General features: G+C 70.1%; 25 protein-coding genes. 11 read left to right on the forward strand and 14 right to left on the reverse strand.

Annotated features, from left to right (window positions below):
* Positions 1–135: 135 nt before the first annotated feature.
* The 3 genes from PGB34_RS06075 (at position 136) to PGB34_RS06085 (ending at position 2258) form a co-directional block, all read left to right on the forward strand.
* On the forward strand, positions 136–1032 hold the full coding sequence (locus tag PGB34_RS06075; RefSeq protein ID WP_271427169.1) for a transglutaminase family protein: 897 nt from the start codon (positions 136–138) through the stop codon (positions 1030–1032).
* A gap of 12 nt (positions 1033–1044) precedes the next feature.
* On the forward strand, positions 1045–1761 hold the full coding sequence (locus tag PGB34_RS06080) for an SOS response-associated peptidase (protein ID WP_271427170.1): 717 nt from the start codon (positions 1045–1047) through the stop codon (positions 1759–1761).
* Positions 1762–1907: 146 nt separating this feature from the next.
* Positions 1908–2258, forward strand: coding sequence for a DUF2917 domain-containing protein (locus PGB34_RS06085; RefSeq protein ID WP_271427171.1), 351 nt, complete (start codon positions 1908–1910; stop codon positions 2256–2258).
* Here the strand turns inward: PGB34_RS06085 and PGB34_RS06090 are convergent.
* Positions 2162–3079 (reverse strand): LysR family transcriptional regulator, encoded by a 918-nt coding sequence (locus tag PGB34_RS06090; protein ID WP_271427172.1) that lies wholly within the window; start codon positions 3077–3079, stop codon positions 2162–2164. The two genes, PGB34_RS06085 and PGB34_RS06090, sit on opposite strands and share 97 nt — an antisense overlap.
* A gap of 137 nt (positions 3080–3216) precedes the next feature.
* Here PGB34_RS06090 and PGB34_RS06095 point away from each other — a divergent pair, with 137 nt between their 5' ends.
* Together PGB34_RS06095 and PGB34_RS06100 are read left to right on the forward strand one after the other, a co-directional pair.
* Entirely contained in the window at positions 3217–4473 is a 1257-nt protein-coding gene (locus PGB34_RS06095; protein ID WP_271427173.1) for an MFS transporter, read from the forward strand.
* Complete coding sequence (locus PGB34_RS06100) at positions 4470–4592, forward strand: hypothetical protein (protein ID WP_271427174.1); 123 nt, start codon at positions 4470–4472, stop codon at positions 4590–4592. The genes PGB34_RS06095 and PGB34_RS06100 overlap by 4 nt, the downstream gene beginning before the upstream one ends.
* A 5-nt stretch (positions 4593–4597) precedes the next feature.
* Here the strand turns inward: PGB34_RS06100 and PGB34_RS06105 are convergent, their stop codons facing one another.
* Together PGB34_RS06105 and PGB34_RS06110 are read right to left on the reverse strand one after the other, a co-directional pair.
* Complete coding sequence (locus tag PGB34_RS06105) at positions 4598–5647, reverse strand: SDR family oxidoreductase (protein WP_271427175.1); 1050 nt, start codon at positions 5645–5647, stop codon at positions 4598–4600.
* A 114-nt stretch (positions 5648–5761) separates the two neighbouring features.
* Positions 5762–8185: a YgiQ family radical SAM protein gene (locus tag PGB34_RS06110; protein WP_271427176.1), complete on the reverse strand. Its 2424-nt coding sequence runs from the start codon at positions 8183–8185 to the stop codon at positions 5762–5764.
* A 212-nt stretch (positions 8186–8397) separates the two neighbouring features.
* Here PGB34_RS06110 and PGB34_RS06115 point away from each other — a divergent pair, with 212 nt between their 5' ends.
* Entirely contained in the window at positions 8398–9348 is a 951-nt protein-coding gene (locus PGB34_RS06115; protein WP_271427177.1) for a bifunctional helix-turn-helix transcriptional regulator/GNAT family N-acetyltransferase, read from the forward strand.
* 13 nt (positions 9349–9361) lie between these two features.
* Here the strand turns inward: PGB34_RS06115 and PGB34_RS06120 are convergent, their stop codons facing one another.
* The 5 genes from PGB34_RS06120 to PGB34_RS06140 all read right to left on the reverse strand — a co-directional run bounded on the left by PGB34_RS06120 (position 9362) and on the right by PGB34_RS06140 (position 14786).
* Positions 9362–10876 (reverse strand): DegQ family serine endoprotease, encoded by a 1515-nt coding sequence (locus PGB34_RS06120; RefSeq protein WP_271427178.1) that lies wholly within the window; start codon positions 10874–10876, stop codon positions 9362–9364.
* Between the two features lie 89 nt (positions 10877–10965).
* The gene (locus PGB34_RS06125) at positions 10966–12291 is read right to left on the reverse strand and encodes an ATP-binding protein (RefSeq protein ID WP_271427179.1); all 1326 of its coding nucleotides are present in this window, start codon (positions 12289–12291) and stop codon (positions 10966–10968) included.
* 12 nt (positions 12292–12303) lie between these two features.
* Positions 12304–12981, reverse strand: coding sequence for a response regulator (locus PGB34_RS06130; protein ID WP_271427180.1), 678 nt, complete (start codon positions 12979–12981; stop codon positions 12304–12306).
* Between the two features lie 26 nt (positions 12982–13007).
* The gene (locus tag PGB34_RS06135) at positions 13008–14225 is read right to left on the reverse strand and encodes a patatin-like phospholipase family protein (RefSeq protein ID WP_271427181.1); all 1218 of its coding nucleotides are present in this window, start codon (positions 14223–14225) and stop codon (positions 13008–13010) included.
* Positions 14226–14786, reverse strand: coding sequence for a CHRD domain-containing protein (locus tag PGB34_RS06140; protein ID WP_271427182.1), 561 nt, complete (start codon positions 14784–14786; stop codon positions 14226–14228).
* A 128-nt stretch (positions 14787–14914) separates the two neighbouring features.
* On the opposite strand from PGB34_RS06140, the gene PGB34_RS06145 reads away from it, so the two are divergent.
* From PGB34_RS06145 to PGB34_RS06160, 4 genes are all read left to right on the forward strand, one after another.
* Entirely contained in the window at positions 14915–15514 is a 600-nt protein-coding gene (locus tag PGB34_RS06145; protein ID WP_271427183.1) for a chromate transporter, read from the forward strand.
* Positions 15511–16110 carry a chromate transporter gene (locus tag PGB34_RS06150; RefSeq protein WP_271427184.1) on the forward strand — a complete coding sequence of 200 codons (600 nt, stop codon included), beginning with the start codon at positions 15511–15513 and terminating at the stop codon, positions 16108–16110. Before PGB34_RS06145 ends, PGB34_RS06150 begins: the two co-directional genes overlap by 4 nt.
* 94 nt (positions 16111–16204) lie before the next feature.
* The gene (locus tag PGB34_RS06155; RefSeq protein ID WP_271427185.1) at positions 16205–17176 is read left to right on the forward strand and encodes an aldo/keto reductase; all 972 of its coding nucleotides are present in this window, start codon (positions 16205–16207) and stop codon (positions 17174–17176) included.
* A gap of 121 nt (positions 17177–17297) precedes the next feature.
* The gene (locus PGB34_RS06160) at positions 17298–17468 is read left to right on the forward strand and encodes a hypothetical protein (protein ID WP_271427186.1); all 171 of its coding nucleotides are present in this window, start codon (positions 17298–17300) and stop codon (positions 17466–17468) included.
* A 138-nt stretch (positions 17469–17606) separates the two neighbouring features.
* On the opposite strand, the gene PGB34_RS06165 is transcribed toward PGB34_RS06160, so the two are convergent.
* From PGB34_RS06165 to PGB34_RS06175, 3 genes are all read right to left on the reverse strand, one after another.
* The gene (locus PGB34_RS06165) at positions 17607–17933 is read right to left on the reverse strand and encodes a hypothetical protein (RefSeq protein WP_271427187.1); all 327 of its coding nucleotides are present in this window, start codon (positions 17931–17933) and stop codon (positions 17607–17609) included.
* 29 nt (positions 17934–17962) lie between these two features.
* Complete coding sequence (rlmB, locus tag PGB34_RS06170; RefSeq protein WP_271427188.1) at positions 17963–18730, reverse strand: 23S rRNA (guanosine(2251)-2'-O)-methyltransferase RlmB; 768 nt, start codon at positions 18728–18730, stop codon at positions 17963–17965.
* Between the two features lie 140 nt (positions 18731–18870).
* Complete coding sequence (locus tag PGB34_RS06175) at positions 18871–19587, reverse strand: ABC transporter ATP-binding protein (protein WP_271427189.1); 717 nt, start codon at positions 19585–19587, stop codon at positions 18871–18873.
* A 40-nt stretch (positions 19588–19627) separates the two neighbouring features.
* Between PGB34_RS06175 and PGB34_RS06180 the strand changes: the two genes are divergently transcribed.
* Positions 19628–20281 (forward strand): arylesterase, encoded by a 654-nt coding sequence (locus PGB34_RS06180; RefSeq protein WP_408647840.1) that lies wholly within the window; start codon positions 19628–19630, stop codon positions 20279–20281.
* 118 nt (positions 20282–20399) lie between these two features.
* Here the strand turns inward: PGB34_RS06180 and PGB34_RS06185 are convergent, their stop codons facing one another.
* The 3 genes from PGB34_RS06185 to clpB form a co-directional block, all read right to left on the reverse strand.
* On the reverse strand, positions 20400–20603 hold the full coding sequence (locus tag PGB34_RS06185) for a hypothetical protein (protein ID WP_271427191.1): 204 nt from the start codon (positions 20601–20603) through the stop codon (positions 20400–20402).
* 179 nt (positions 20604–20782) lie between these two features.
* Positions 20783–21145, reverse strand: coding sequence for a hypothetical protein (locus PGB34_RS06190; protein ID WP_271427192.1), 363 nt, complete (start codon positions 21143–21145; stop codon positions 20783–20785).
* Between the two features lie 5 nt (positions 21146–21150).
* Entirely contained in the window at positions 21151–23793 is a 2643-nt protein-coding gene (clpB, locus tag PGB34_RS06195) for an ATP-dependent chaperone ClpB (protein WP_271427193.1), read from the reverse strand.
* Between the last annotated feature and the right edge of the window lie 102 nt (positions 23794–23895).

Genomic DNA, 23895 nt, shown 5'->3' on the forward strand with positions numbered 1-23895 from the left:
ATCCACACTGCAAAAAGGGTGAAAAAACATCCGCCCCGCAGCCTTCCACGGTGCCCGCGGGACGACGCCAGCCGGCCCGGCGTGGGCGCGTCACCGCGCCATCGGAGAATGCAGGGCTGTTCCAGCGGGCCTGCCATGACCACGCGCTACGACATCCTCCACACCACCACCTATCGCTACACCGAGCCGGTCAACTTCGGCCTGCACCGCGTGATGTTCCGCCCCCGCGACAGCCACGACCTGCGCGTGCTGGCCACCGATCTGCAGGTGAGCCCGCAGGCCCATGTGCGGCTGATCCAGGACCCGCACTCGAACTCGGTGGCGCTGGTGCAGCCGCAGGGGCCGGCGACGGAACTGACCATCGTGTGCGCCTTCACCATCGAATACGTGCCGGGCCTGGAAGACGACCTGCCGCTGGAGCCGGCCGCCGAATTCCTGCCCTTTGCCTATTCGGTGCAGGAGCGGCTGGACCTGGAGCACTACCTGCGCCCGCACCACGAAGACCCCGACGGCACGCTGATCCGCTGGGCCCACCAGTTCCTGCGCAGCGACCAGCCCAACAGCACGCGCGAGACCCTCACGCGCATGAACGCGCACATCGCGCAGAGCCTGAAGTACCAGGCCCGCGACGAGGAAGGCACGCAGACCCCGCTGGAAACCCTGGCCGTGGGCGGCGGCAGCTGCCGCGACTACGCGCTGCTGATGATGGAAGCGGCGCGCCGCCTGGGCATTGCCACGCGCTTCGTCTCGGGCTACCTGTACGACGCCGCCCTCGACGAGAACGCCCAGGAACCGGGCGACAGCATCGTGGGCGCCGGTGCCACGCATGCCTGGCTGCAGGCCTACCTTCCGGGCGCGGGCTGGGTGGCCTTCGACCCCACCAACAACCTCATGGGCAGCGCACGCCTGATCCGCGTGGGCGTGGCGCGCGACCCGGCCCTGGCCCCGCCGATCGCCGGCAGCTGGTTCGGCGAAGCCGACGCCTATGCAGGCATGGACGTGGTGGTGAAAGTCACGCGTCGGCGCGAATAAGCTTTTCCGATCATGACCAGCCGCTGCGATTCGCTCCAGACCCCGTCCCTCTACCCCGAAGCCTTCGGCGTTGCGCCGCCCGACGTGCTGGGCGACAAGCGCATGCGCCCCCGGCAGCCGGCCTTCATGCTCTGGCGCGGCCTGCCGGCAGACAACCCGGCGCAGCCCGCGCCCGCCCGGCTGCTCGCGGCCGCGCAATGGGGCCTGGTGCCGCACTGGGTCAAGTCTGAAAGCGATGGCAAGCTGCGCGCGCCCAAGCTGGTGGAGGCGCGTTCAGAAACCGTGACCACCTCCCGGGCCTTCCGCGACGCCTGGCTGCAGGGCCAGCGCTGCATCGTGCCGGTCATGGCCTTCTATGCCGACGACTGGCGCAGCGGCAAGGCCGTGCCCACGCGCATCTGGCGCACCGACGGCCGCCCCATGGGCGTGGCGGGCCTGTGGGCGCGCTGGCTCGGCCCCGAGGGCCAGGCGCTGCTGAGCTTTGCGCTGCTGACCGTCAACGCCAACGGCCACGGCCTCATGCACCGCTACCGCCCGCCCGGCAACGACGCGCACATGCCGGTGCTGCTCAACGAAGGCGCCTATGACGCCTGGCTGGACGCGCGCGTGGAAAAGGCCAAGGAGTTCATGCGCCCCTACCCGGCCCAGAGCCTCACGGCCAACCCGGTGCAGGACAAGGGCGGCAGCGGCGGCCCGCACCACAGCAGGCTGCCGCCGCAGCTGCGCTGAAGCCGCGGGGCCCGGCCCGCTCGGGCGCGGCGGCCTGGCGCGGCCTGCCATGCGCGCTTCTCATGTCTGCCGGGCCGATTTCGCATGCCGCTGCGCGCAGGCGCCGCCCACACTGGCTGCATCGCATTTCTGCCATGGAGCCCGTCATGACGCCGCAGGACAGCCGCTTTCTTTCCCCGGACCACAGCCTCACGCTGACGCTGGCGGCCGGCACGGTGGTGCGCTGCGTGGCGGGCCGGCTGTGGCTCACGCTCGAATGCCGCGCCCTGCCCGGCGCCAGCCCCGACATCGTGCTGATGCCGGGCCAGCAGCACCGCATGCCGGCGCGGGGGCTGGCTTTTGTGCATGCGCTGGGACCGGGCACGGCGCGCTATGCGCTGCTCGGGCGCGGGCCGCGTGCTCAGGCCGGCTGGATGGCGCGCGCCTCGGCCTGGATCCAGGCCGCCACGCGGCGCACGTCCTCGCGCGGCGCAGGCTCGGCCTGCAGCAGCCAGTAGCCAAAAGGGCTGGCGCGCGGCCGGCCGTCCTTGAGCACGCCCTCGGGCAGGCAGGCCAGCTGGCCGCTGGCCAGAAGGGGCTGCAGAAGCTCCAGCCGGCCCAGCGCCACGCCCTGCCCGGCCAGTGCCGCGTGGATCACCTGGTCGTACTGGTTCAGGCGCAGCATCGCCGGCCGGCTGCGGGCCGGCAGCGCCGCGCGCCAGCTCTGCCATTGCAGCCAGGGCCGCGGATCGTCCAGCTCCAGCAGGGTCATGCGCGCCAGCGCACCGGGCTCGTCGGCCAGCGCCTGGGCCAGGCGCGGGTGCAGCACCGGGGCCAGCGTCTCGCCGAACAGATGCGCCGCATCGGCCGGCGCATCGGCGGCGCGGCAGTAGCGCAGCGCCAGGTCGATGCCGTCGGCGCGCAGGTCGGCCAGGCTGTTCGCGGCCGACAGGCGCAGGTCGATCTTCGGATGCAGCCGCTGCAGTGCCGGCAGCCGCGGCAGCAGCCACAGCCCCACCACGCCCACGCTGGCCGTCAAGGTGACGGGGCGGCGCTCCTCGCTGCGGCGCAGCTCGCCCATCACGTCCTGCAGTTGCTGCAGCGCGCTGTCGGCGCTGCGGAACAGCCGCTCGCCTTCGGGCGTGAAGGCAACACCGCGGTGCTGGCGCACGAAGAGCCTGCAGCCCAGCTGCTGCTCCAGCGCGTGGATCTGGCGGCTCACCGCAGACTGGGTCAGGCACAGCTCATCGGCCGCCTGCGTGATGCTCATGCGCCGCCCCACGGCGACGAAGCCGCGCAGCGGATCGAGCGAAGACAGGCGCACCAGCGGCAGAGACATGGCGCCATTGTGCGCCGCCGCGGCCCGCCTTGCCATGAGCTGCACGCATGGCAGGCACGCGCAAAGATCGCTTGAGCGCGGCCGCGGCCGGCTCTCCAATCCAGGCATCGCCTGGCCCCGCCCTGGAGTTGCCCACCATGCCTTTTTCCACCCTCGCACGCTCTGCCCCGCCGCCACGCTGGTGGACCCAGGCCTGGGCCCTGGTCCTGGCCGGCGGCCTGGTCATGGGACTGGCCTTGGGCGTGCGCCATGTGCAGGGCCTGTTCCTGCTGCCCGTGACGCTGGAGCGCGGCTGGTCGCGCGAGAGCTTCGCCTTCGCGCTGGCGCTGCAGAACCTGGTCTGGGGCCTGGCGCAGCCCCTTGCCGGCATGGCGGCCGACCGCTGGGGCGCGCGGCCCGTGGTGGGCACCGGCCTGGCGCTGTATGCGCTGGGCCTGCTGGGGATGAGCCAGGCAGGCAGTCCGCTGGCCTTCGTGATCGCGGGCGGCGTGTGCATCGGCATCGCGCTGTCGGGCACCACCTTCGGCGTGGTGTATGCGGCGCTGGGCCGGCTGGTGGCACCCGAACGCCGCGGCTGGGCGCTGGGCCTGGCCGGCGCCGTGGGCGGCCTGGGGCAGTTCCTGCTCGTGCCCACCACGCAGACGCTGATCGGCCATTGGGGCTGGGTGGCGGCGCTGGGCACGCTGGCGCTGGTCATTGCGCTGGCGCTGCCGCTGGCCGTGCCGCTCAATGACCGCGCGGCGACCACCGCGCGCGGCGCAAGCGCGGCGCAGCCGCCTCAGGCCCTGCGCGCCGCGGTGCAGGAGGCCTTTGCGCAACGCGGCTTCTGGCTGCTGAACCTGGGCTTTCTGGCCTGCGGCTTCCAGCTCGCCTTCGTGGCCAGCCACCTGCCGGCCTGGCTGCTGGACCAGGGCTGGCGCGCCGCCGACGGCATGGCCGCGCTGGCCCTGATCGCGCTGGCCAACGTGGGCGGCACCTATGCCTGCGGCCTGCTCGGTGCGCGCTATGCCAAGAAGAAGCTGCTGGCCGGCGTGTACCTGGCGCGCAGCGCGGCCATGGCCCTGTTTGTGCTGCTGCCGCTGTCCACGGCCAGCCTGTACCTGTTCGCGCTGGCCATGGGCGCGCTGTGGCTGGGCACGGTGCCGCTGACCAGCGGCATCCTGGCGCAGGTCTTCGGCGTGCGCTATCTGGCGACGCTCTTCGGCTTCGTGTTCTTCGGCCACCAGCTGGGCAGCTTCCTGGGCGTGTGGCTCGGCGGCGTGGTGTTCGAGGCCACGGGCAGCTATGGCCCCGTGTGGGCCGGCGCCATCGCGCTGGGCCTGCTGGCCGCGGCGCTGCACTGGCCGATCGACGAGCGCCCGCTGCCGCGCCTGCGCCGCGAGGCCCTGGCATGAGGCGCGCCGACTGGCTCGGCGCCCTGGGCCTGAGCACAGCCTGCGCGGCGGCGCTGCCGCTGTGGCTGGACCCGGGCCTGGCCGCTGCGGCGCTGGCCCTGCTCAGCCTGTGCGGCTGAGCGCCTCAGATCGCGCCAACGGAGCCCGTGATGGGCAGCACGATCCCCGTGATGTAGCTCGAGCAGCAGGGCGAGGCCAGGAACACATAGGCCGGCGCGATCTCCTCGGGCTGCGCGGCGCGCTTGAGGTCGGTCTGGCTGCCGAACTCGGCCACCTTGTCGGCGGGCCGGTCGGCGGGGTTCAGCGGCGTCCACACCGGGCCGGGGGCCACGGCGTTCACGCGGATGCCCTTGTCCAGCAACTGGCTGGCCAGCGACTTGGTGAAGGCGTGGATCGCGCCCTTGGTGGAGGCGTAGTCCAGCAGCTCGGCGCTGCCCTGCAGGCCCACCACCGAGCCGGTGTTGATGATGGCGCAGCCTTGGCCCAGCTGCGGCACGGCGGCACGCGCCATGTGGAAATAGCCGCTGATGTTCGTGCGCAGCGTCATGTCCCAGCGCGCGTCGTCCAGGTCGGTGATGGACTTCGCGTGCAGCTGGAAGGCCGCGTTGTTCACCAGGATGTGCAGGCCGCCGAGTTCGTCCACGGTGCGCTGCACGGCATCGCGGCAGAACTGCGGCTCGCCCACGTCACCGGCGAACGTGATGCAGCGGCGGCCCTCGGCCTCCACGCAGCGCCGGGTTTCCTGCGCGTCCTCGTCTTCGTCCAGGTAGGTGATTGCGACGTCCGCGCCTTCGCGCGCGAACAGCACCGCCACCGAGCGCCCGATGCCCGAATCACCGCCCGTGATGAGCGCGACGCGGCCTTCGAGCTTGCCGCTGCCGCGGTAGTCCTGCGCGGCAAAGCGCGGTGCCAGCTGCAGGTCGGCCTCGGTGCCGGGCTTTTTCAGATGCTGGGCCGGCAGCGGGTTCTCGGGCTGCGCGTGGTGGCCGGCCTGTACCGCGCCGGCGCCGCCCGAGGCATCGTGTGACTTCGACGGCTCGCGCGAATCGGCCGCATCCTGGGCCTGCTGCAGCTGGCGCTGCTGCTGGGCGGTCTGCCGCGCGCGCTGCGCGTGGGCCTCGAAGGATGCGGAACTGGAAGCCTGGGAAGGGCTGGAAGATAGATGGCTGGACATGGGTCACTCCTGATGCCGGGGCTTTCCCCGGCCGTGAAGTGAGCACCATGCGCAATGCAGCCGGCCCTGCGCGTAGGACCCGGCTCGCCGAGGCTGTAGTCAGCCTCGCAGGGCTCAGCGCGGCTTGCGGCGCTGCGAGGGCTTGTTGGCGCCGCCGCTGCCCGTCTCGCGCGGCGGCAGGCCGGTGTGCTGCGTGAGCAGCCGGCCCTTGGGTGGTTTGGATGAGCCTTGCGGGGCGCGCGAACTTGCTGCTGCCGCACTGCCCTTGTTCAAGCCCGCGGGCGCAGCCTTGGCCAGCGGCGTGGAATTCTTGCGGCGCGCGCTCTGGTAGCTGCCGTCGGTCACGGGCTGGAAGGTGGGGATCAGGTGCTGCTTGCCGTTGCCGATCAGGTCGGCACGGCCCATGGCCTTGAGCGCCTCGCGCAGCAGCGGCCAGTTGTTGGGGTCGTGGTAGCGCAGGAAGGCCTTGTGCAGGCGGCGACGCTTTTCGCCGCGCACGATGTCCACCGACTCTTCCTGCGCGTCGCGCATCTCGCGCCGCACGCGCGTGAGCGGGTTGCGGCCAGAGTGGTACATGGCCGTGGCCGTGGCCATGGGGCTGGGGTAGAAGGTCTGCACCTGGTCGGCGCGGAAGCCGTTCTTCTTGAGCCACACCGCGAGGTTCATCATGTCCTCGTCGCGCGTGCCCGGGTGGGCCGCGATGAAGTACGGGATCAGGTACTGCTTCTTGCCCGCCTCGGCACTGAACTTCTCGAACATGCTCTTGAAGCGGTCGTAGCTGCCGATGCCGGGCTTCATCATCTTCGACAGCGGCCCCTGCTCGGTGTGCTCGGGCGCGATCTTGAGGTAGCCGCCCACATGGTGCTGCACCAGCTCCTTGACGTACTCGGGGCTCTTGACGGCCAGGTCGTAGCGCAGGCCCGATCCGATCAGGATCTTCTTGATGCCCTTGAGGCCGCGCGCGCGGCGGTAGATCTTGACCAGCGGGCCGTGGTCGGTGTGCAGGTTCGGGCAGATGCCCGGATACACGCAGCTGGGCTTGCGGCACGCGGCCTCGACCTCCGGCGTCTTGCAACCCAGCCGGTACATGTTGGCCGTGGGGCCGCCGAGGTCGGAGATGGTGCCGGTGAAGCCCTTGACCTTGTCGCGGATGTCCTCGACCTCCTTGATGATCGATTCTTCCGAACGGCTCTGGATGATGCGGCCTTCGTGCTCGGTGATCGAGCAGAAGGTGCAGCCGCCGAAGCAGCCGCGCATGATGTTGACCGAGAAGCGGATCATCTCCCAGGCGGGGATCTTGGTCGCGCCCTCGTGGCTGCCCTGCTCGTCGGCGTAGCGCGGGTGCGGGCTGCGCGCATAGGGCAGGTCGAACACATGATCCATCTCGGCCGTGGTCAGCGGGATGGGGGGCGGGTTGATCCAGACGTCGCGCGCCGTGGTGCCTTCGCCATGCGCCTGCACCAGCGCACGGGCGTTGCCGGGGTTGGTTTCCAGGTGCAGCACGCGGTTGGCATGCGCGTAGAGGATGGGGTCGGCCTTGACCTGCTCGTAGCTGGGCAGGCGGATCACGGTCTTGTCGCGCGGCGGCGGCTTCAGTCGCACCGTGGGATTGGCGACGAAGTTGATGGGCTGCACGGCCGCCCTGGCTGCCAAGGGCGAGCCGGCAGCCTCGGCCTTCGCGGCCACCGCCTGGGCCTCGTCGTCCTTGGCGCAGGTGGCGCCATTGGCCTTGGCCTGCTCCGACACCATCAGGTAGGGGTTGGGGTGCGCTTCCACGCGGCCGGGCGTGTCCACGCTCGTGGAATCGATCTCGAACCAGCCCTGCGCGGATTCGTCGCCCTGGCGCCGCACGAAGGCCGTGCCCCGCACGTCGGTGATCTGCTGCACGGGCTCCTTGGCGGCCAGGCGGTGCGCGATCTCGACGATGGCGCGCTCGGCGTTGCCGTACAGCAGCAGGTCGCACTTGGCGTCGACCACGATCGAGCGGCGCACCTTGTCGCTCCAGTAGTCGTAGTGGGCGATGCGGCGCAGGCTGCCTTCGATGCCGCCCAGCACGATGGGCACGTCGTTGAAGGCCTCGCGGCAGCGCTGGCTGTAGACGATGGCCGCGCGGTCGGGCCGCGCGCCGCCCACGTCGCCGGGCGTGTAGGCATCGTCGCTGCGGATCTTCCGGTCGGCCGTGTACCGGTTGATCATCGAATCCATGTTGCCCGCCGTCACGCCCCAGAACAGGTTGGGCTTGCCCAGCGCCTTGAAGGGCTCGGCGCTTTGCCAGTCGGGCTGGGCGATGATGCCCACGCGAAAGCCCTGCGCCTCCAGCACCCGGCCGATCACCGACATGCCGAAGCTCGGGTGGTCCACGTAGGCGTCGCCCGTCACCACGATCACGTCGCAGCTGTCCCAGCCCAGCTGCGCCATTTCCTCACGCGTGGTCGGCAGGAACTTCGCGGGGCCGAAGCGATGCGCCCAGAACTTGCGGTAGCTGGTGATCGGCTTGGCGGCGCGCGCGAAAAAGGAGACGTCGACGGGGGCGTTCATCGTGGAGGGAGCGGCGGGGCCGAAGCACCGGATTAGGCAGGCGCGGTCCGGACGGCGGGTGGCCCGGTTGTCTGCAACGCGAAAGAAGGCCGGGATTTTAGCGAAGGGATGGCATCCCTGCACCCCGGGGGCATGCCCGTGCCGGCGCAGGGTCGTTCATTTGCCACAGCATTTACTTGCTTTGGTCAACAATTCAAATTGACAATGGCAACATGAACAGCCCAAGTGCCTCCTCAGTCCCGGTCGATCAGGTCAAGGCCCTGCGTCGTTTCAACCGCTTTTTCACGCGCCGCATCGGCGTGCTGGACGCCTACCTGGGCGGCCGGCTTTCACTGACCGACGTGCGCGTGCTGTACGAACTTGCGCACCGCGACGGCCTGAGCGCCACGCAGTTGCAGCGCGAGCTGGGGCTGGACGCGGGCTACCTCAGCCGCATCCTCAAGCGCTATGAAAAAGACGGCTGGCTGCTGCGCGCGCCCCACCCGAAGGACGCGCGCCAGAGCCTGCTGCAGCTCACCGAGGCCGGCCACGCGGCCTTCTCGCCCATGCAACAGAAGTCGCGCGAGGAAGCCGCCGCGCTGCTGGCGCCGCTGCCGCCCGCGCAGCGCGCCGAGGCGGTGGCGGCCATGGCGCGCATCGAGTCCTTGCTTGACCCTGCGGGCGCGCCAGCCAGTCAAGCCCTGCGCACCGCGCTGCTGCGCGACCCCGTGCCCGGTGACCTGGGCTGGGTGGTGCAACAGCATGGTGAGCTTTACGCGCGCGAGTACGGTTGGGACATGCGCTTCGAAGCCATGGTGGCCGAGATCGCGGCCCGCTTCGTGCAGCACTTCGATCCGGCCGCGGAAAAGTGCTGGATCGCCGAACTCGACGGCCAGCGCGTGGGCGCCATCTTCGTGGTGCGCAAGTCGGCCACCGTGGCGCAGTTACGCATGCTGATCCTGGCGCCCCAGGCGCGCGGCCTGGGCCTGGGCGCGCGCCTGACGGACGAAGCCATCGCTTTCGCACGCGCCAGGGGCTATCGCAGGATGGTGCTGTGGACCAACAGCTGCCTCACGGCCGCGCGCGCCATCTATGCCAGGCGCGGCTTCGTGCTCGACAAATCCGAGCCCTACGAGGACTTCGGTCAGAAGCTGCTCGGCGAGACCTGGTCCTTGAAGCTTTAAGAAAAGCTGATGCTCAACCCAGCCGCACCGGCACGAAGATGCGCTCGCTGCCGCGCTGGATCAGCAGCGCCACCGACTTGTCGGCCTTGGCCACGGCCTCGCGCACCTGCGCCACGTTGCTGGCCGGCACGCCGTTGATGGCCAGCAGCACATCGCCGGCCTGCACGCCGGCCGCTGCGGCCGGGCCGCGCGAGTTCTCGATCACCATGCCGCCCTGCGCGGCGGCCACGCCCGCCTCCTCGCGCTCGCGCGGCTGCAGCGGGCGCAATGCCAGGCCCAGTTGCCCCTTGGCCACGCTCTCCTGCGCGCTGGCCACCTGGGTCTTGTCCGAGGCATTGCCCAAAGTGGCCGTCAGCGCCTTCGCGCGGCCATCGCGCCAGACCTCGATGCCCACCTTCTGGCCCGGCAGCGCCTGGCCGATCAGCGCCGGCAGATCGCCCGAGGCCACGATGGGCTGCCCGTCCACCTTGAGGATCACGTCGCCCGGCTGCAGGCCGGCCTTGTGGGCCGCACCGCCCTCTTCCACCTGCGAGACCAGCGCGCCTTCGGGCCTGGGCAGCTTGAAGGAATCGGCAAAGGCCTGGTTCACCTCCTGCACCGCCACGCCCAGCTTGGCATGGCTGGCATGGCCCGTGGCCACGATCTGGTCCTTCACGCGCACCGCCAGGTCGATGGGAATGGCGAAAGACACGCCCTGGTAGCCGCCGCTTCGGCTGTAGATCTGCGAGTTGATGCCCACCACCTCGCCGCGGCTGTTGAACAGCGGCCCGCCCGAATTGCCGGGGTTGATGGCCACGTCGGTCTGGATGAAGGGCGTGAAGCTGTCGTCGGGCAGCGAACGGCCCTTGGCACTGACCACGCCGGCCGTCACCGTGTTTTCAAAACCGAAGGGCGAGCCGATGGCCAGCACCCATTCGCCCACCTTCAGGTCCCTGGGGTTGGCCAGCGGCACCGTGGGCAGGTCCCTGGCCTCGATCTTGAGCACCGCCACGTCGGTGCGGCTGTCGGCGCCCAGCACCTTGGCGCGGAACTCGCGCCGGTCCGTGAGCTTCACGGTCACTTCCTTGGCGCCCTGCACCACGTGGGCATTGGTCAGGATGGTGCCGTCGGCGCTGACGATGAAGCCCGAACCCTGCGAGCGCGCGGGCTGGCCCTGGCCCGGCGCGCCATGCTGCGGCCCGCGCAGGCCCGGCGCACCGAACTGGCGGAAGAACTCGTACAGCGGGTCACCGGGCTGCAGGCCGGGGCCGGCCTGGGCCGCGTCTTCGCCCTCGTCATCGGCCAGGGCCGTGCGCGTGATGCCCGAGACGCTGATGTTGACCACCGCGGGGCCGCTGCGCGCGGTGATGGCGGAGAAGTCGGGCGCGCCGGTCATCGGCGCCAGTGCCGCGGCGGGCGCGGGCGCCGCCGCAGGGCTGTTGATGGCATTGGCACTGGTGTAGGCGCCGGTGGCAGCGGCCCCCAGCACGCCCGCGGCCGCCAGGGCCAGAACCAGGCGGCGGGGCGTGGTGATTGCTTGCGTATTCATGAGAGGCTTCCTTTCTTCACTGCAGGCGGACCATCCGCCTTTGTTGCAAAGGAATGTCTCAGCGCTGGCTTAGGGCTGGCTTAATCGACTCAGGTCTTGGGCAGTTCGACCCGCACGCGCAGCCCGCCCAGTTGCGGTGCTTCGTCCAGCGTCAGCTTCGCGCCATGCAACTGCGCCACGGTGCGCACGATGGCCAGGCCCAGGCCGCTGCCGCCGGCTTCGCTGCCGGGGGCGCGGTAGAAGCGGTCGAGCACGCGCTCGCGCTCGGCTGCGGGCAGGCCGGGGCCCGAGTCCTGCACCGTCACTTGCGCGCCGCCCTGCGGCAGGGCCTGCAGCGACACATCGACCTGCCCGCCCTCGGGCGTGTACTTGAGCGCGTTGTCGATGAGGTTGCGCAGCAGCATGCGCAGCGCGTCGGCATGGCCGCTCAGCACTGCCACATCGGCCTGGGTGAGCCCGAGGTCGATGCGGCGCGCAGCGGCCGCGGGCAGCGCGTCTTCCACGGCCTCGCGCACCAGCGCCAGCAGGTCCACGGCGGCGGCCGGCGTGCCGCCCGTGGCGCGGGCTTCCTGGCGTGCCAGCACCAGGAGCTGTTCCACGAGGCGCGTGGCGCGGTCGATGCCGGCGTTCAGGCGCTGCACGGCCTGCTCGCGCGCGGCGCCGTCTTCCACGCCGCCCGCGCGGCGCAGGCCCTGCACCTGCAGCTTGAGCGCGGCCAGCGGCGAGCGCAGCTCGTGCGCGGCGTCGGCCACGAAGTGCTGCTGCGCCTCGAAGGCGCGGCGCACGCGCTCGAACAGCAGGTTCAGTTCGTCGACCAGCGGCGCCACCTCTTCAGGCAGGCCGTCGGCGCTGACGGGCGAGAGGTCATCGGGCTGGCGCGCCGCCACCTGGGCGCGCACGCGGGCCACGGGCTGCAGCGAACTGCCCACCACCCAGCCCACCACCAGCATCAACAGCGGCGCCATCAGCGCCACGGGCGCCACCGTGCGCCAGGCCAGCGCGCCGGCCATGCGGCGGCGCGGCTCCAGGTCCTGCGCCACCTGGATCACCTGGCCGCGCGTCTGCATGGAGAACACGCGGTACTCGGTGCCGCGCGCGCGCACTTCGGTGAAGCCCAGCACGGCCAGTTGCGGCAGCAGCGCGTCTTCGGCCGATTCGAAGATGCGCCGCCCGTCCAGCGACCACACCTGCACGATGAATTCGAAGTTCTGTTCGCCGCCGCCCAGGCCCTGCACCGTGGCGCTGGGCGGCAGGCCCGCGCGCAGCGACAGCGCCATCTGCTGCATGTGGTAGTCGAAGATGGTGTCGGCTTCCTTGAGCGCGGTGCGGTAGGTGACCACGGCCTGCACCCCGCCGGCCAGCAGGATGGCCAGCAGCAGAAAAGCCAGCAGCCGCGCGCGCAGGGACTTCAGCATGTCGATGGGTTCTCAGGCCGCATCGGCCTCGTCCTCGCGCGGCACGCGGTAGCCCAGGCCGCGCACGGTGCGGATCAGCGATGCGCCCAGCTTGCGGCGCAGGCCGTGCACGTAGACCTCCACCGCGTTGCTGCTGATTTCGTCCTTCCAGCCGTAGAGCTTTTCCTCGAGCTGCGCGCGCGACAGGGTGATGCCGGGCCGCGCGATCAGCGGCTCCAGCACCGCCCATTCGCGCGCCGACAGCAGCACGGGCCGGCCCTGGACGCTGGCTTCGCGCGTGGCGGGGTTGATGCTCACGCCCTGGTGCTCGTAGACCGGCTCGGCCCGCCCCGCGGCGCGGCGGATCAGCGCACGGATGCGCGCCAGCAGTTCGTCCAGGTCGTAGGGCTTGAGCACATAGTCGTCGGCGCCGGCGTCCAGTCCCGCTATGCGCTGCTGCACCGAATCGCGCGCGGTGGCGATCAGCACCGGCATGCGCTGGCGCCGTGCGCGCAGGGCGCGCAGCACCTCCAGGCCGTCGCGCCGCGGCACGCCCAGGTCCAGCAGCACCAGGTCGTAGGCGGCGGTGTGCAGCGCGGTGTCGGCCATCTCGCCATCCTTCACCCAGTCCACCGCGTAGTGCTCGGCACGCAGCAGGTCGACCAGCGCCTCGCCGATCATCAGGTCGTCTTCGAGCACGAGCAGGCGCATGGCAGGCGCGGCGGGGGTGTTTCCGTTCAGACCTTGCGGCGCGGCTGCCGCACGCGGGGCTGGTCCACCTCGCCCAGGTCCCAGGTGGTCACGCCCGCGCCGTGCGAAACGTGGCGCATCCACTCGCGGTGCGTGAAGCTGCGTTCCAGGTCGCGCATGCCGGCCTCCCAGTGCTCGTTCACCGTGATGCGCGAGAACTCGTAATCCTTGGATTCCAGCTCGTAGGGCTTGTGGCGGTAGATGAGCTGCATGATGTCGATGGGCGCATGCTGCAGTTGCGCGCACAGGTGCGCCACCACCGGGTTGCGCCGCTGCGCGGGCGGCAGGCTTCGCAGCAGCTCGGCCAGTTGTTCCTGCAGGTTCAGGTTGCTGGCCAGCGTGTCGGTGTTCATGCGCGTGCGGCTGGAATACTGGATGTCCTTCTGCCGCGCCAGCACCTCGCCCATGGTGCGCGGCATGGGCCCGCGGGCGCTGAACAGGTCCACCTGCAGCACCAGCAGGCGCTGGTCGCGGTCGTGCTCGTCCAGCACGTACTGCAGCGGCGTGTTCGAGACGATGCCGCCATCCCAGTAGTCTTCGCCATCGATGTGCACGGGCGCAAAGCCCGGCGGCAGCGCGCCGCTGGCCATGATGTGCTCGGGGCCGATGGCCTGGCGCCGGTTGTCGAAGTAGACCGAGTTGCCGGTGCGCACGTTGACCGCGCCCACCGAAAAGCGCATATCGCCCGCGTTGATGCGGTCAAAGTCCACCAGCTTTTCGAGCGTGGCGCGCAGCGGTGTGGTGTCGTAGTAGCTCAGCACGGGGGCCGCATGGCCCAGCGCCCATGCGGGGCTCATGCGCGGCTCGAAAAAGCCCGGAATGCCCGCCACGATGGCCGAGCCCGCGCTCCACTGGTTCAGCCAGCGCCGCTCGCCCGCCCAGTGCGGCCACTGCTGGCCAGCGCCCGAAGACACCAGTTGCCAGAACTCGCGCAGCCGCGCCACGCGTTTTTCGGGCGGGTTGCCGGCGATCAGCGCCGCGTTGATGGCGCCGATGGACACGCCGGCCACCCAGTCCAGCGCGGGCTGGCGCGCCAGCAGGGCTTCATACACGCCGGCCTGGTAGGAGCCCAGCGCGCCGCCGCCCTGCAGCACCAGCGCCCGGTGCGCATCGGGCAGGCCCACGGCCGGCGGCTCGGGCGCCTCGGGCAGGCGGGGTGCTGTTGCGGTGGCGCCTGCTTTTTTTCCCGCCCCCTGCGCGCGCATTCAGCGGCGCTCGATCAGTTGGCCGCGCAGCTCGCCATTGGGATAACGGGCCGAATAGATGCTCAGGTACCAGCGGCCGGCCAGCAGCTCGGCGCTCTGCGCCGGCGTGAGCGTCAGCTCGCCGCGCCAGGGGCTTTCGAAGGGCGGGTTGAAGCCGATCAGCGCGGGCGCGTTGCGCCCCACTTCGGCCGGGCCGTGGATGCTCATGCCCGTGACCGGGCCGCTGAGGTTGGAATAGCTGATCTGCCAGCGGAACAGGCCCGTGTCGCGGTTGAGCACGGCGTCGATGGTGCCCGTGCCCATGCTGTGCACGGGCGGCACCTGGTTGCGGCCGTCCAGGCGCGTGCTGAAGGCGGCCAGTTGCGGCTCGCGCACGGGCGGCGCAGGCGGAGGCACATCGACCGGCGCGGGCGGCGGCACGGGTTGCGGCTGCGAGATGGGGGGCATGGGCGGCAGCGGCACCGAGGTGCCACAGCCCGCCAGCACCAGTGCGGCCAGGGCCGCCAGCGGAAAAACGCGGCGTGCCGCCACGACAGAAGAGGGGTTCAGGTTCGCTCGCATGGCGCGAACCATATCACCGCCGCAAGGCAGGCGACAAACCCCACAGGCGACGCGAGCCGGTGTCGTTCAAGCAGATGCGCCCGGCCCCTACGCGGGCGCTGCGCAGCAGCCACAATCGGGCGGCTGCCATGAACCCTGTGTCGCCCCTTTCCAACGCCGCCGCCGCTACCGGCGCCCGCCCCGGTCCCCGTTCGCTGACGGACCTGTATGTTTCCTTCACGCTGCTGGCCCTGCAGGGCTTCGGCGGCGTGCTGGCCATCGTGCAGCGCGAGATCGTCGAGAAGAAGAAATGGCTCACGACCGAGGAGTTCCTCGAGGACTGGGCCGTGGCCCAGGTCATGCCGGGGCCCAACGTGGTGAACCTCTCGCTGATGATCGGCGACCGGCATTTCGGCCTGCGCGGCGCACTGGTGGCGCTGGCCGGCATGCTCAGCGTGCCGCTGCTGGTGGTGCTGGCACTGGCGGTGCTCTACGCGCATTACGCGGCGCATCCGCAGGTGGCCGGCGCGCTGCGCGGCATGGGCGCGGTGGCCGGCGGGCTGGTGGCGGCCACGGGCATCAAGCTCATCACCGCCCTGCGCACCCACCCGCTGGGCCTGCCGCTGTGCCTGGGCATCGTGGCGCTGATGGTGCTGCTGATCGGCATCTGGCGGCTGCCGCTGCTGTGGGTGCTGCTGGGCGTGGGCCTGCCGGCCTGTGTGCTGACCTGGCGCAGGCTCGGCGCATGAGCATCGCCATGCACTGGACCGACTGGCTGGCGCTGCTGGGCCAGTTCATGCTGCTCTCGCTGATCTCGGTCAGCGGCGCCATCACCACGGTGCCCGAGATGCACCGCTTCCTGGTCGACGAGAAGCAATGGCTCAGCGCCGCGCAGCTCAATTCCTCGGTGGCCATCGCCCAGGCCGCGCCGGGGCCCAATGTGCTGTTCGTGGGGCTGATGGGCTGGAACGTGGGGCTCAACGCGGGCGGCGGCATCGGCGCCGGGCCGCAGGCCTGGGCGCTGGGCCTGCTGGGGCTGGTGACCACCATGGTGGGCATCCTGCTGCCCAGCTCCACCCTCACCTACCTGGCCACGCGCTGGGCGCACCGCAACCGCACCCGCCGCGACGTGCGGGCCTTCAAGCAGGGCATGGCGCCCGTGGTGGTGGGCCTCTTGATCGCCACCGGCTGGGTGCTGGCGGGCAACTACGAGGCACCCGCCCTGCCGGCCTGGCATGGCTGGCTGCTGAGCGCGGTCGCCGCCCTCATCGTCTGGCGCACGCGACTGCACCTGCTGTGGCTGCTGGGCGCGGGCGCACTGCTGGGGGCGCTGGGCTGGGTCTGAATTCCTCTTTGCCTCTCTTCTCTCGATAACCGCGCGCGCCACTGCGGCTTGCGCTGGCCTGCACACTGGCGGCTCCGTTTCTTGGAGTGCATCGATGCAGTCACGCGCCCTGGGTCGTTCCGGCCTGCAAGTCTCCCCGCTCGCCTTCGGCGGCAATGTGTTCGGCTGGACCGTGGATGCGGCCCAGTCCTTCCGCCTGCTCGACGCCTGGCTCGATGCCGGCTTCAACTTCATCGACACCGCGGACGTGTATTCGCGCTGGGTGCCGGGCCACCAGGGCGGTGAATCCGAAACCATCCTGGGCCAGTGGCTCAAGGCCAGCGGCAAGCGCGACCGCATCGTGCTGGCCACCAAGGTCGGCAAGCCCATGGCCGACGACCGCAAGGGCCTGTCGCCGCGCTACATCCGCGAGGCCGTCGATGCCTCGCTCCAGCGTCTGCAGACCGACTACATCGACCTGTACCAGTCCCACGACGACGATGCCGATACGCCGCTGGAAGACACGCTGGGCACCTTCGCCGAGCTGATCAAGGCCGGCAAGGTGCGCGCCATCGGCGCCTCCAACTACAGCGCCGCCCGCCTGGCACAGGCGCTGGACACCAGCGAGCGCCTGAACCTGCCGCGCTATGAATCGCTGCAGCCGCTGTACAACCTGTACGACCGCGCGGTGTATGAGGCCGAGCTGGAGCCGCTGTGCAAGGCGCGCGGCGTGGGCGTGATCAACTTCTATGCGCTGGCCGCCGGCTTTCTGACCGGCAAGTACCGCAGCAGCGCCGACGCCGCCAAGAGCGCGCGCGGCGCCAGCACCACCGGCAAGTACCTCAACGATCGGGGCCTGCGCATCCTGGCGGCGCTGGACGAAGTGGCCGCAGCCCACCAGGCGACGCCAGCCCAGGTGGCGCTGGCCTGGCAGATCGCGCGGCCATCCATCACATCGCCGATTGCCAGCGCCACGTCGCTGGAACAACTGGCCGAGCTGGTGCGCAGCGCCCGGTTGCAGCTGAGCCCCGCCAGCGTGGCGATGCTGGAGGAAGCCAGCCGCGAGGATGGCAGCAGGCCTGCGTGAATGTCGACGGCGCGCCGACGCCCGGTAGGCCGGCGCCGACATGCAAAAAGGGCCGCTGCTGCGGCCCTTTGTTTGTGTGGCGAGGCAGTCTCTGCGGCATCAGAAACCTCGGAGAGAACCCATGTCCTTTGCCTTGTACATGATCGGCTTTTTGATCTTCCTGGCCGGCCTGGTCTGGGGCGCCTCGGTGGCGGGTGTGCCCACGCTCTACATCGGCATCGGTGCCCTGATCCTGCTGGGCATCGGCATCTTCAGTGCCGTGGGGCGCACACGGAGCAAGGACCCGTCTTGAAGTGAAGCACCCCCCAGGCCGCTTCGCGGCTCCCTCCTCTGCTTCGCGAGGGGGGCGCACCCAACGGTCCGGCAAAGCCGGTCCCGTGGGTGCCCTGAGGGCTTCGCTGCGCTCGCCGCGGGGTTGGGAAAGGCCGGTTCAGAGACCCTCGGGGCGTGACGGGATGTCGCCCAGCGCTTCGTCGTCGCGCAGGTCGCCGGCCACCTTCAGCAGCTCCACCGACACCCCACCCTCCTGGCGCGAGAAGCCGCTGGCGATGCCCTCCAGCACATCGGCCAGGCGGTTGTCGCCGTCCTCGCGTGCATTCAGGCTGATGTTCAGCACGCGCGCAGCCATCTGCCGGTAGCTCACCACGCCCGTGCGCTCGAGCACGGCGACCAGGTCCAGGTAGAGCGCCAGCTGCAGGTCGAAGACCAGCTTGTCGTTGAGTTCGAAACCTTCGCGATTCGCGCTGCTGTCTGCCACAGGGATCTCCTTGTCTGTCTGCGATGCGTTCAATGATGGGAAAGGGCCGCCGGCTGCCGCTGGCGCAGCGCCTCGTAGAGGCATACGCCGCTGGCCACCGACACGTTGAGGCTTTCGACGGCGCCGGCCATCGGGATGCTGACCAGCTCGTCGCAGGTCTTGCGCGTGAGCTGGCGCATGCCCGCCCCTTCTGCGCCGAGCACCAGCGCCAGGGGGCGCTTCATGTCGCACTGGTAGAGCGTTCCGGGCGCATCGTCGCTGGTGCCCACGCACCAGATGTTGCGCTCCTTCAGTTCGCCCAGCGTGCGCGCCAGGTTGGTGACCATGAAATAGGGCATGCTTTCGGCCGCCCCGCTGGCCACCTTGGCCACGGTCGCGTTGATGCCGGCGGCGTGGTCCTTGGGGGCGATGACGGCATGGGCGCCCGCGCCATCGGCCACGCGCAGGCAGGCGCCCAGGTTGTGCGGATCGGTGATGCCGTCGAGCACCAGCAGCAGCGGCACGGTGCCGGCCGCATCCAGCTCGTCGAGCAGATCGTCCAGCGATTGGGTGCGGGTGACGGCGTCCACGCGGGCGGCCACGCCCTGGTGGCCGTGGCTGCCGGCCAGCTTGGCCAGGCGGATGCCATCGGCCTCGATCAGGCGGACGCCGGCCTCTTGTGCGCGGCTGAGGAACTGTTTCATGCGTGCGTCGCGCCGGCTGGCGTCGAACAGCACTTCGATCACGGACGCCGGCGCCATCTTGATGCGCACACTGACGGCGTGGAACCCGAAGATCACTTTGGAAGAAGAAGCCATATGGCGCGCGATTATCGAGGCCGCCAGGCAGGCCGCAGTGCAGGACGGCGCGCACAAGTCGTGCGTGGGCACGGGAAGGCATCGCGATGCACGAAAGCGATGCGCGCGCGCCACGCCGGCGCCCGCTGCGACCTGCAGGCTCAGGCGGCCGAGGCGAGTTGAACGCCGTGCTCGTTGTGCGCCACGCGGCCCGCTTCGATGGTGATGCGGCGCTCGCAGCGCGCGGCGATGCCGCGGTCGTGCGTGACCAGCACCAGCGTGGTCCCGAGCTCGCGGTTGAGCTCGAACATCAGCTGCATCACCTGCTCGCCAGTGGCGAAGTCCAGGCTGCCCGTGGGCTCGTCGGCCAGCAGCAGCTGCGGCTGCACCACGAAGGCCCGCGCCAGCGCCACGCGCTGCTGCTCGCCGCCCGACAGCACCTTGGGGTAGTGCGACAGGCGCTGGCCCAGGCCCACGCGGCCCAGCATCTCGGTGGCGGCGGTGCGCGCATCGCGCCGGTCGGCCAGCTCCAGCGGCAGCATCACGTTCTCCAGCGCCGTCAGGTTGCCCAGCAGCTGGAAGCTCTGGAACACGAAGCCCACCTGCCGCGCGCGCAGCGCGGCGCGCTCGTCTTCATCCATGGCGAACAGGTCCTGCCCGGCCAGGCGCACGGTGCCGCGCGTGGGCACGTCCAGGCCCGCGATGATGGACAGCAGCGTGCTCTTGCCCGAGCCCGACGCACCCACGATGGCCGCTGTTTCCCGCGCGCCGAGGGTGAAATCGATGTCCTGCAGAATGTCCAGCGTCCCGGTCGAATCGCTGACGGACTTGAACACATGTTCGACAGCGACGATGGATGGCTGGACGGGCATGGACATGAATGAAAGGTTCTCGATGCGGCTGAAACGACGTCACATTATGCTGAGCGCAGCGCTCGCGCTCCCCTTCGCGACGGCGGGTCTTTCGCTGGCGCAGGCACAGGCCAGGCCGGCCCCGGGCAAGGCCGCGGGTGCGGCGCCCGTGGTGCTGGTAGTGGGCGATTCGCTGTCGGCCGAATACGGCATCGCGCGCGGCACGGGCTGGGTGGCGCTGCTTGAAAAGCGCCTGGCCGAACAGAAGCTGCCGGCCCGCGTGGTCAATGCCAGCATCAGCGGCGACACCACCTCGGGCGGGCGCGCGCGCCTGCCGGGGCTGCTCACGCAGCACAAGCCCGACGTGGTGGTGCTGGAGCTGGGCGCCAACGACGCATTGCGCGGCCTGCCGCTGAAGGGCACCGAAGACAACCTGCGCCAGATGACCCAGGCCTCGCAGGCCATCGGCGCGAAGGTGCTGGTGGTGGGCATCCAGGTGCCGCCCAACTACGGCAGCGACTACACGCGCCGCTTCGGCGAGATCTTCCCGCGCGTGGCCCAGGCCACGAACGCGGGCCTGGTGCCCTTCCTGCTCAAGGGCGTGGCCGATGGGCCCGATGCGGCCAGCCTCTTCCAGGCCGACCGCATCCATCCGCTGGCCGCCGCGCACCCGACGATCCTCGACAACGTCTGGCCCGAGCTGCGCAAGCTGCTGCGCTGAAGCTCCCCTGAAACAACGAAGGCCGCTGGGTCTGCATGCGCAGATCAGCGGCCTTTGACCTTGGCGGCGTGGCGAGGGCGGTGCGCGGCCCGCGCCACAGATCGCCGCGGGTGCGGGATCAGGCGTTCTTCGTGGGCTCGTCGGGCACCGAGGGCGGATCGCGCTCGAGCGAGGCCATGTCCGTCTCCGGGTCGCCGGGCATCAGGCCCGGGGTGCTGGGGTTGAGCTTGCGCTCGGCCTTGGCGCGTGCCTTTTCTTCCTTCTTCTGCTTCTTGGCAAGTTCCTTCTGCCGTTTCTCGTACCCGTAATTCGGTGTGGCCACGTGCGCTCCTTCTGTGTGCAGCCCCTGAAAACGAGGCCGCCTGCGCTGCACTGTACGTCATCCATGGGGGCCTACACCACCCGCATGACGGTTGCGCATGTCAGTCAGGCCCGCATGGCGTGCAGGATGTGGCGGGCACCCTGCGCCGCCGCGCAACCGCGGGCGCGCAGGGGGCAGGATCAGCCGGCGCTGTCGACGGGACGGGCGCGCACGTCGGTCACGTCGCCCTGGCCGTCCCGGCCCAGCTTGACCACCGGGCTCTGCACCGATTCGCCACGCGCGCGGGCGGCCGTCACATCAGCGGCCGAAGGACCGCGCGGCGCGGCACCGCCCGCCGCGGCGCGAAAGCGCTCAAAACCCTGGCGCGGGTCGAAGCGCTGGCCGAACATCACGGTCCAGGGCGTGACCGGCTTGCCGGTCAGCTTGGCCCAGGCCATGCGCGCGCCCCACACCGCCAGCAGCAGCAAAGCCGCCACGGCGATGCTGGCCGCGAACAGCAGGCCGAAGAGGAAGAGAACGACGCGAAGCAGAAAATTGAACATCAGGCTTAGGCTACCTCATTGGCCACAGGTTCCCCAAGCCCTGCATCGTCCAGGTGCTTCTTGTCGAAGCTGAACACGCCGGGTGAGCGGATCGGGTCGCTGGTCACGTGCACCACGTCCTTGGGGCCGAAGGCGCCTTCGAGCAGCAGCTTGGACAGCGGGTTCTCGATGCGCTGCTGGATGGCGCGCTTGAGCGGCCGCGCGCCGAAGACCGGGTCGAAGCCGACCTTGGCGATCTCGGCCAGCGCGCCGGGCGCGACCTCGAAGCCCATGTCCATCTTGGCCAGCCGCTTGCGCAGCACCTGCAGCTGGATGCGCGCGATCGCCGCGATGTTCTCGGCATCCAGGCCATGGAACACCACCGTCTCGTCGATGCGGTTGAGGAACTCGGGGCGGAAGTGGTTCTTCAACTCGTCCCACACCGCGTCCTTGATCTCCTGCTGGTCGCGCCCGGCCATCGCCTGGATGATGGGCGAGCCGATGTTGCTGGTCATCACGATCACCGTGTTCTTGAAGTCCACGGTGCGGCCCTGGCCATCGGTCAGGCGGCCGTCGTCCAGCACCTGCAGCAGGATGTTGAAGACGTCGGGATGCGCCTTCTCCACCTCGTCGAGCAGCACCACGCTGTAGGGCTTGCGGCGCACGGCCTCGGTGAGGTAGCCGCCCTCTTCGTAGCCCACGTAGCCCGGCGGCGCGCCGATCAAGCGGGCTACCGAATGCTTCTCCATGAACTCGCTCATGTCGATGCGGATCAGGTGGTCCTCGCTGTCGAACAGGAAGCCGGCCAGCGCCTTGCACAGCTCGGTCTTGCCCACGCCCGTGGGGCCCAGGAACAGGAAGGAGCCCGTGGGGCGGTTGGGGTCGGACAGGCCCGAGCGCGAACGGCGGATGGCGTTGGACACGGCCGCGATGGCCTCGTCCTGCCCCACCACGCGCTCATGCAGGCGGTCTTCCATCTGCAGCAGCTTTTCCTTCTCGCCCTGCATCATCTTGGCCACGGGGATGCCCGTGGCGCGGCTGACCACCTCGGCGATCTCTTCCGCACCCACCTGCGTGCGCAGCAGCGTGGGCTTGCTGGACTTGCCCTTGTCGTCCTCGGCGTCCTGGGCTTCCTTCAGGCGCTTTTCCAGCGCAGGCAGCTGGCCATACTGCAGCTCGGCCACCTTGTCGAACTCGCCCTTGCGCTTGTATTCCTCGAGCTGGAAGCGCAGCTTGTCGATCTCCTCACGGATCTGCGCACTGCCCTGGGCCTGCGCCTTCTCGGCCTGCCAGATCTCGTCGTAGTCGGCGATCTCCTTCTGCAGCGCCGCGATCTCGTCCTCCAGCAGCGCAAAGCGCTTCTGCGAGGCTTCGTCCTTTTCGCGACGCACGGCCTCGCGCTCGATCTGAAGCTGGATCAGACGGCGGTCCAGCCGGTCCATGACCTCGGGCTTGGAGTCCATCTCGATCTTGATCTTGGCCGCGGCCTCGTCGATCAGGTCGATGGCCTTGTCGGGCAGGAAGCGGTCTGTGATGTAGCGGTCGCTCAGCTCGGCCGCGGCCACGATGGCCGGGTCGGTGATGTCGACGCCATGGTGGACTTCGTACTTTTCCTGCAGGCCGCGCAGGATGGCGATGGTGGCCTCCACGCTGGGCTCGCCCACCAGGATCTTCTGGAAGCGGCGCTCCAGCGCGGCGTCCTTCTCGATGTACTTGCGGTATTCGTCCAGCGTGGTCGCGCCCACGCAGTGCAGCTCGCCGCGCGCCAGCGCAGGCTTGAGCATGTTGCCCGCGTCCATCGCGCCTTCGGCCTTGCCCGCGCCCACCATCGTGTGCAGCTCGTCGATGAAGACGATGGTCTGGCCCTCTTCCTTGGCCAGTTCGTTCAGGACGTTCTTCAGTCGCTCCTCGAACTCGCCGCGGAACTTGGCGCCGGCCAGCAGCGCCGCCATGTCCAGGCTCAGCACGCGCTTGCCCTTGAGCGAATCAGGCACTTCGCCGGCCACGATGCGCTGGGCCAGGCCTTCGACGATGGCGGTCTTGCCCACGCCGGGTTCGCCGATCAGCACGGGGTTGTTCTTGGAGCGGCGCTGCAGCACCTGGATCGCGCGGCGGATCTCCTCGTCGCGGCCGATCACCGGGTCCAGCTTGCCCAGGCGGGCGCGCTCGGTCAGGTCCAGCGTGTACTTCTTGAGCGCCTCGCGCTGGCCTTCGGCGTCGGCGCTGTTCACGCCCTGGCCGCCGCGCACGGCATCGATGGCGCTTTCCAGGCTCTTGCGCGTGAGGCCGTGCTGCTTCGCCAGCTGACCCACGTCGGCCTTGCTGTCGGCCACGGCCAGCAGGAACAACTCGCCCGCGATGAACTGGTCGTTGCGCTTGATGGCTTCCTTCTCGGTGGCCTGCAGCAGCTTGGCCAGTTCCTGGCCGACCTGGACCACCTCATGGCCCTGCACCTGCGGCAGCCGCTTGACGGCGCCTTCGGCCGCGATCTGCAGACCCTGCACGTTGACCCCGGCGCGCTCGAGCAGCGCGCGCGGGCCGTCGTCCTGGCGCAGCATGGCCAGCAGCAGGTGCGCGGGCTCGATGTAGGCGTTGTCATGGCCCAGGGCGATCGACTGCGCGTCGCCCAGCGCCTCCTGGAACTTGGTGGTGAGTTTGTCTTGACGCATGGTGGTGAAAAGCTTGGAACTGTTCAGGAGATAGGGGCCCGTTGGATGCTCTTCAAGCGCCGCCCTGCACAGGCAGCCCTGTCGCACAGGTGCTCAATCTCG

Origin of the sequence: Xenophilus arseniciresistens, from assembly GCF_028023875.1 — a bacterium.
Taxonomy (GTDB): Bacteria; Pseudomonadota; Gammaproteobacteria; order Burkholderiales; family Burkholderiaceae_C; genus Xenophilus; species Xenophilus arseniciresistens.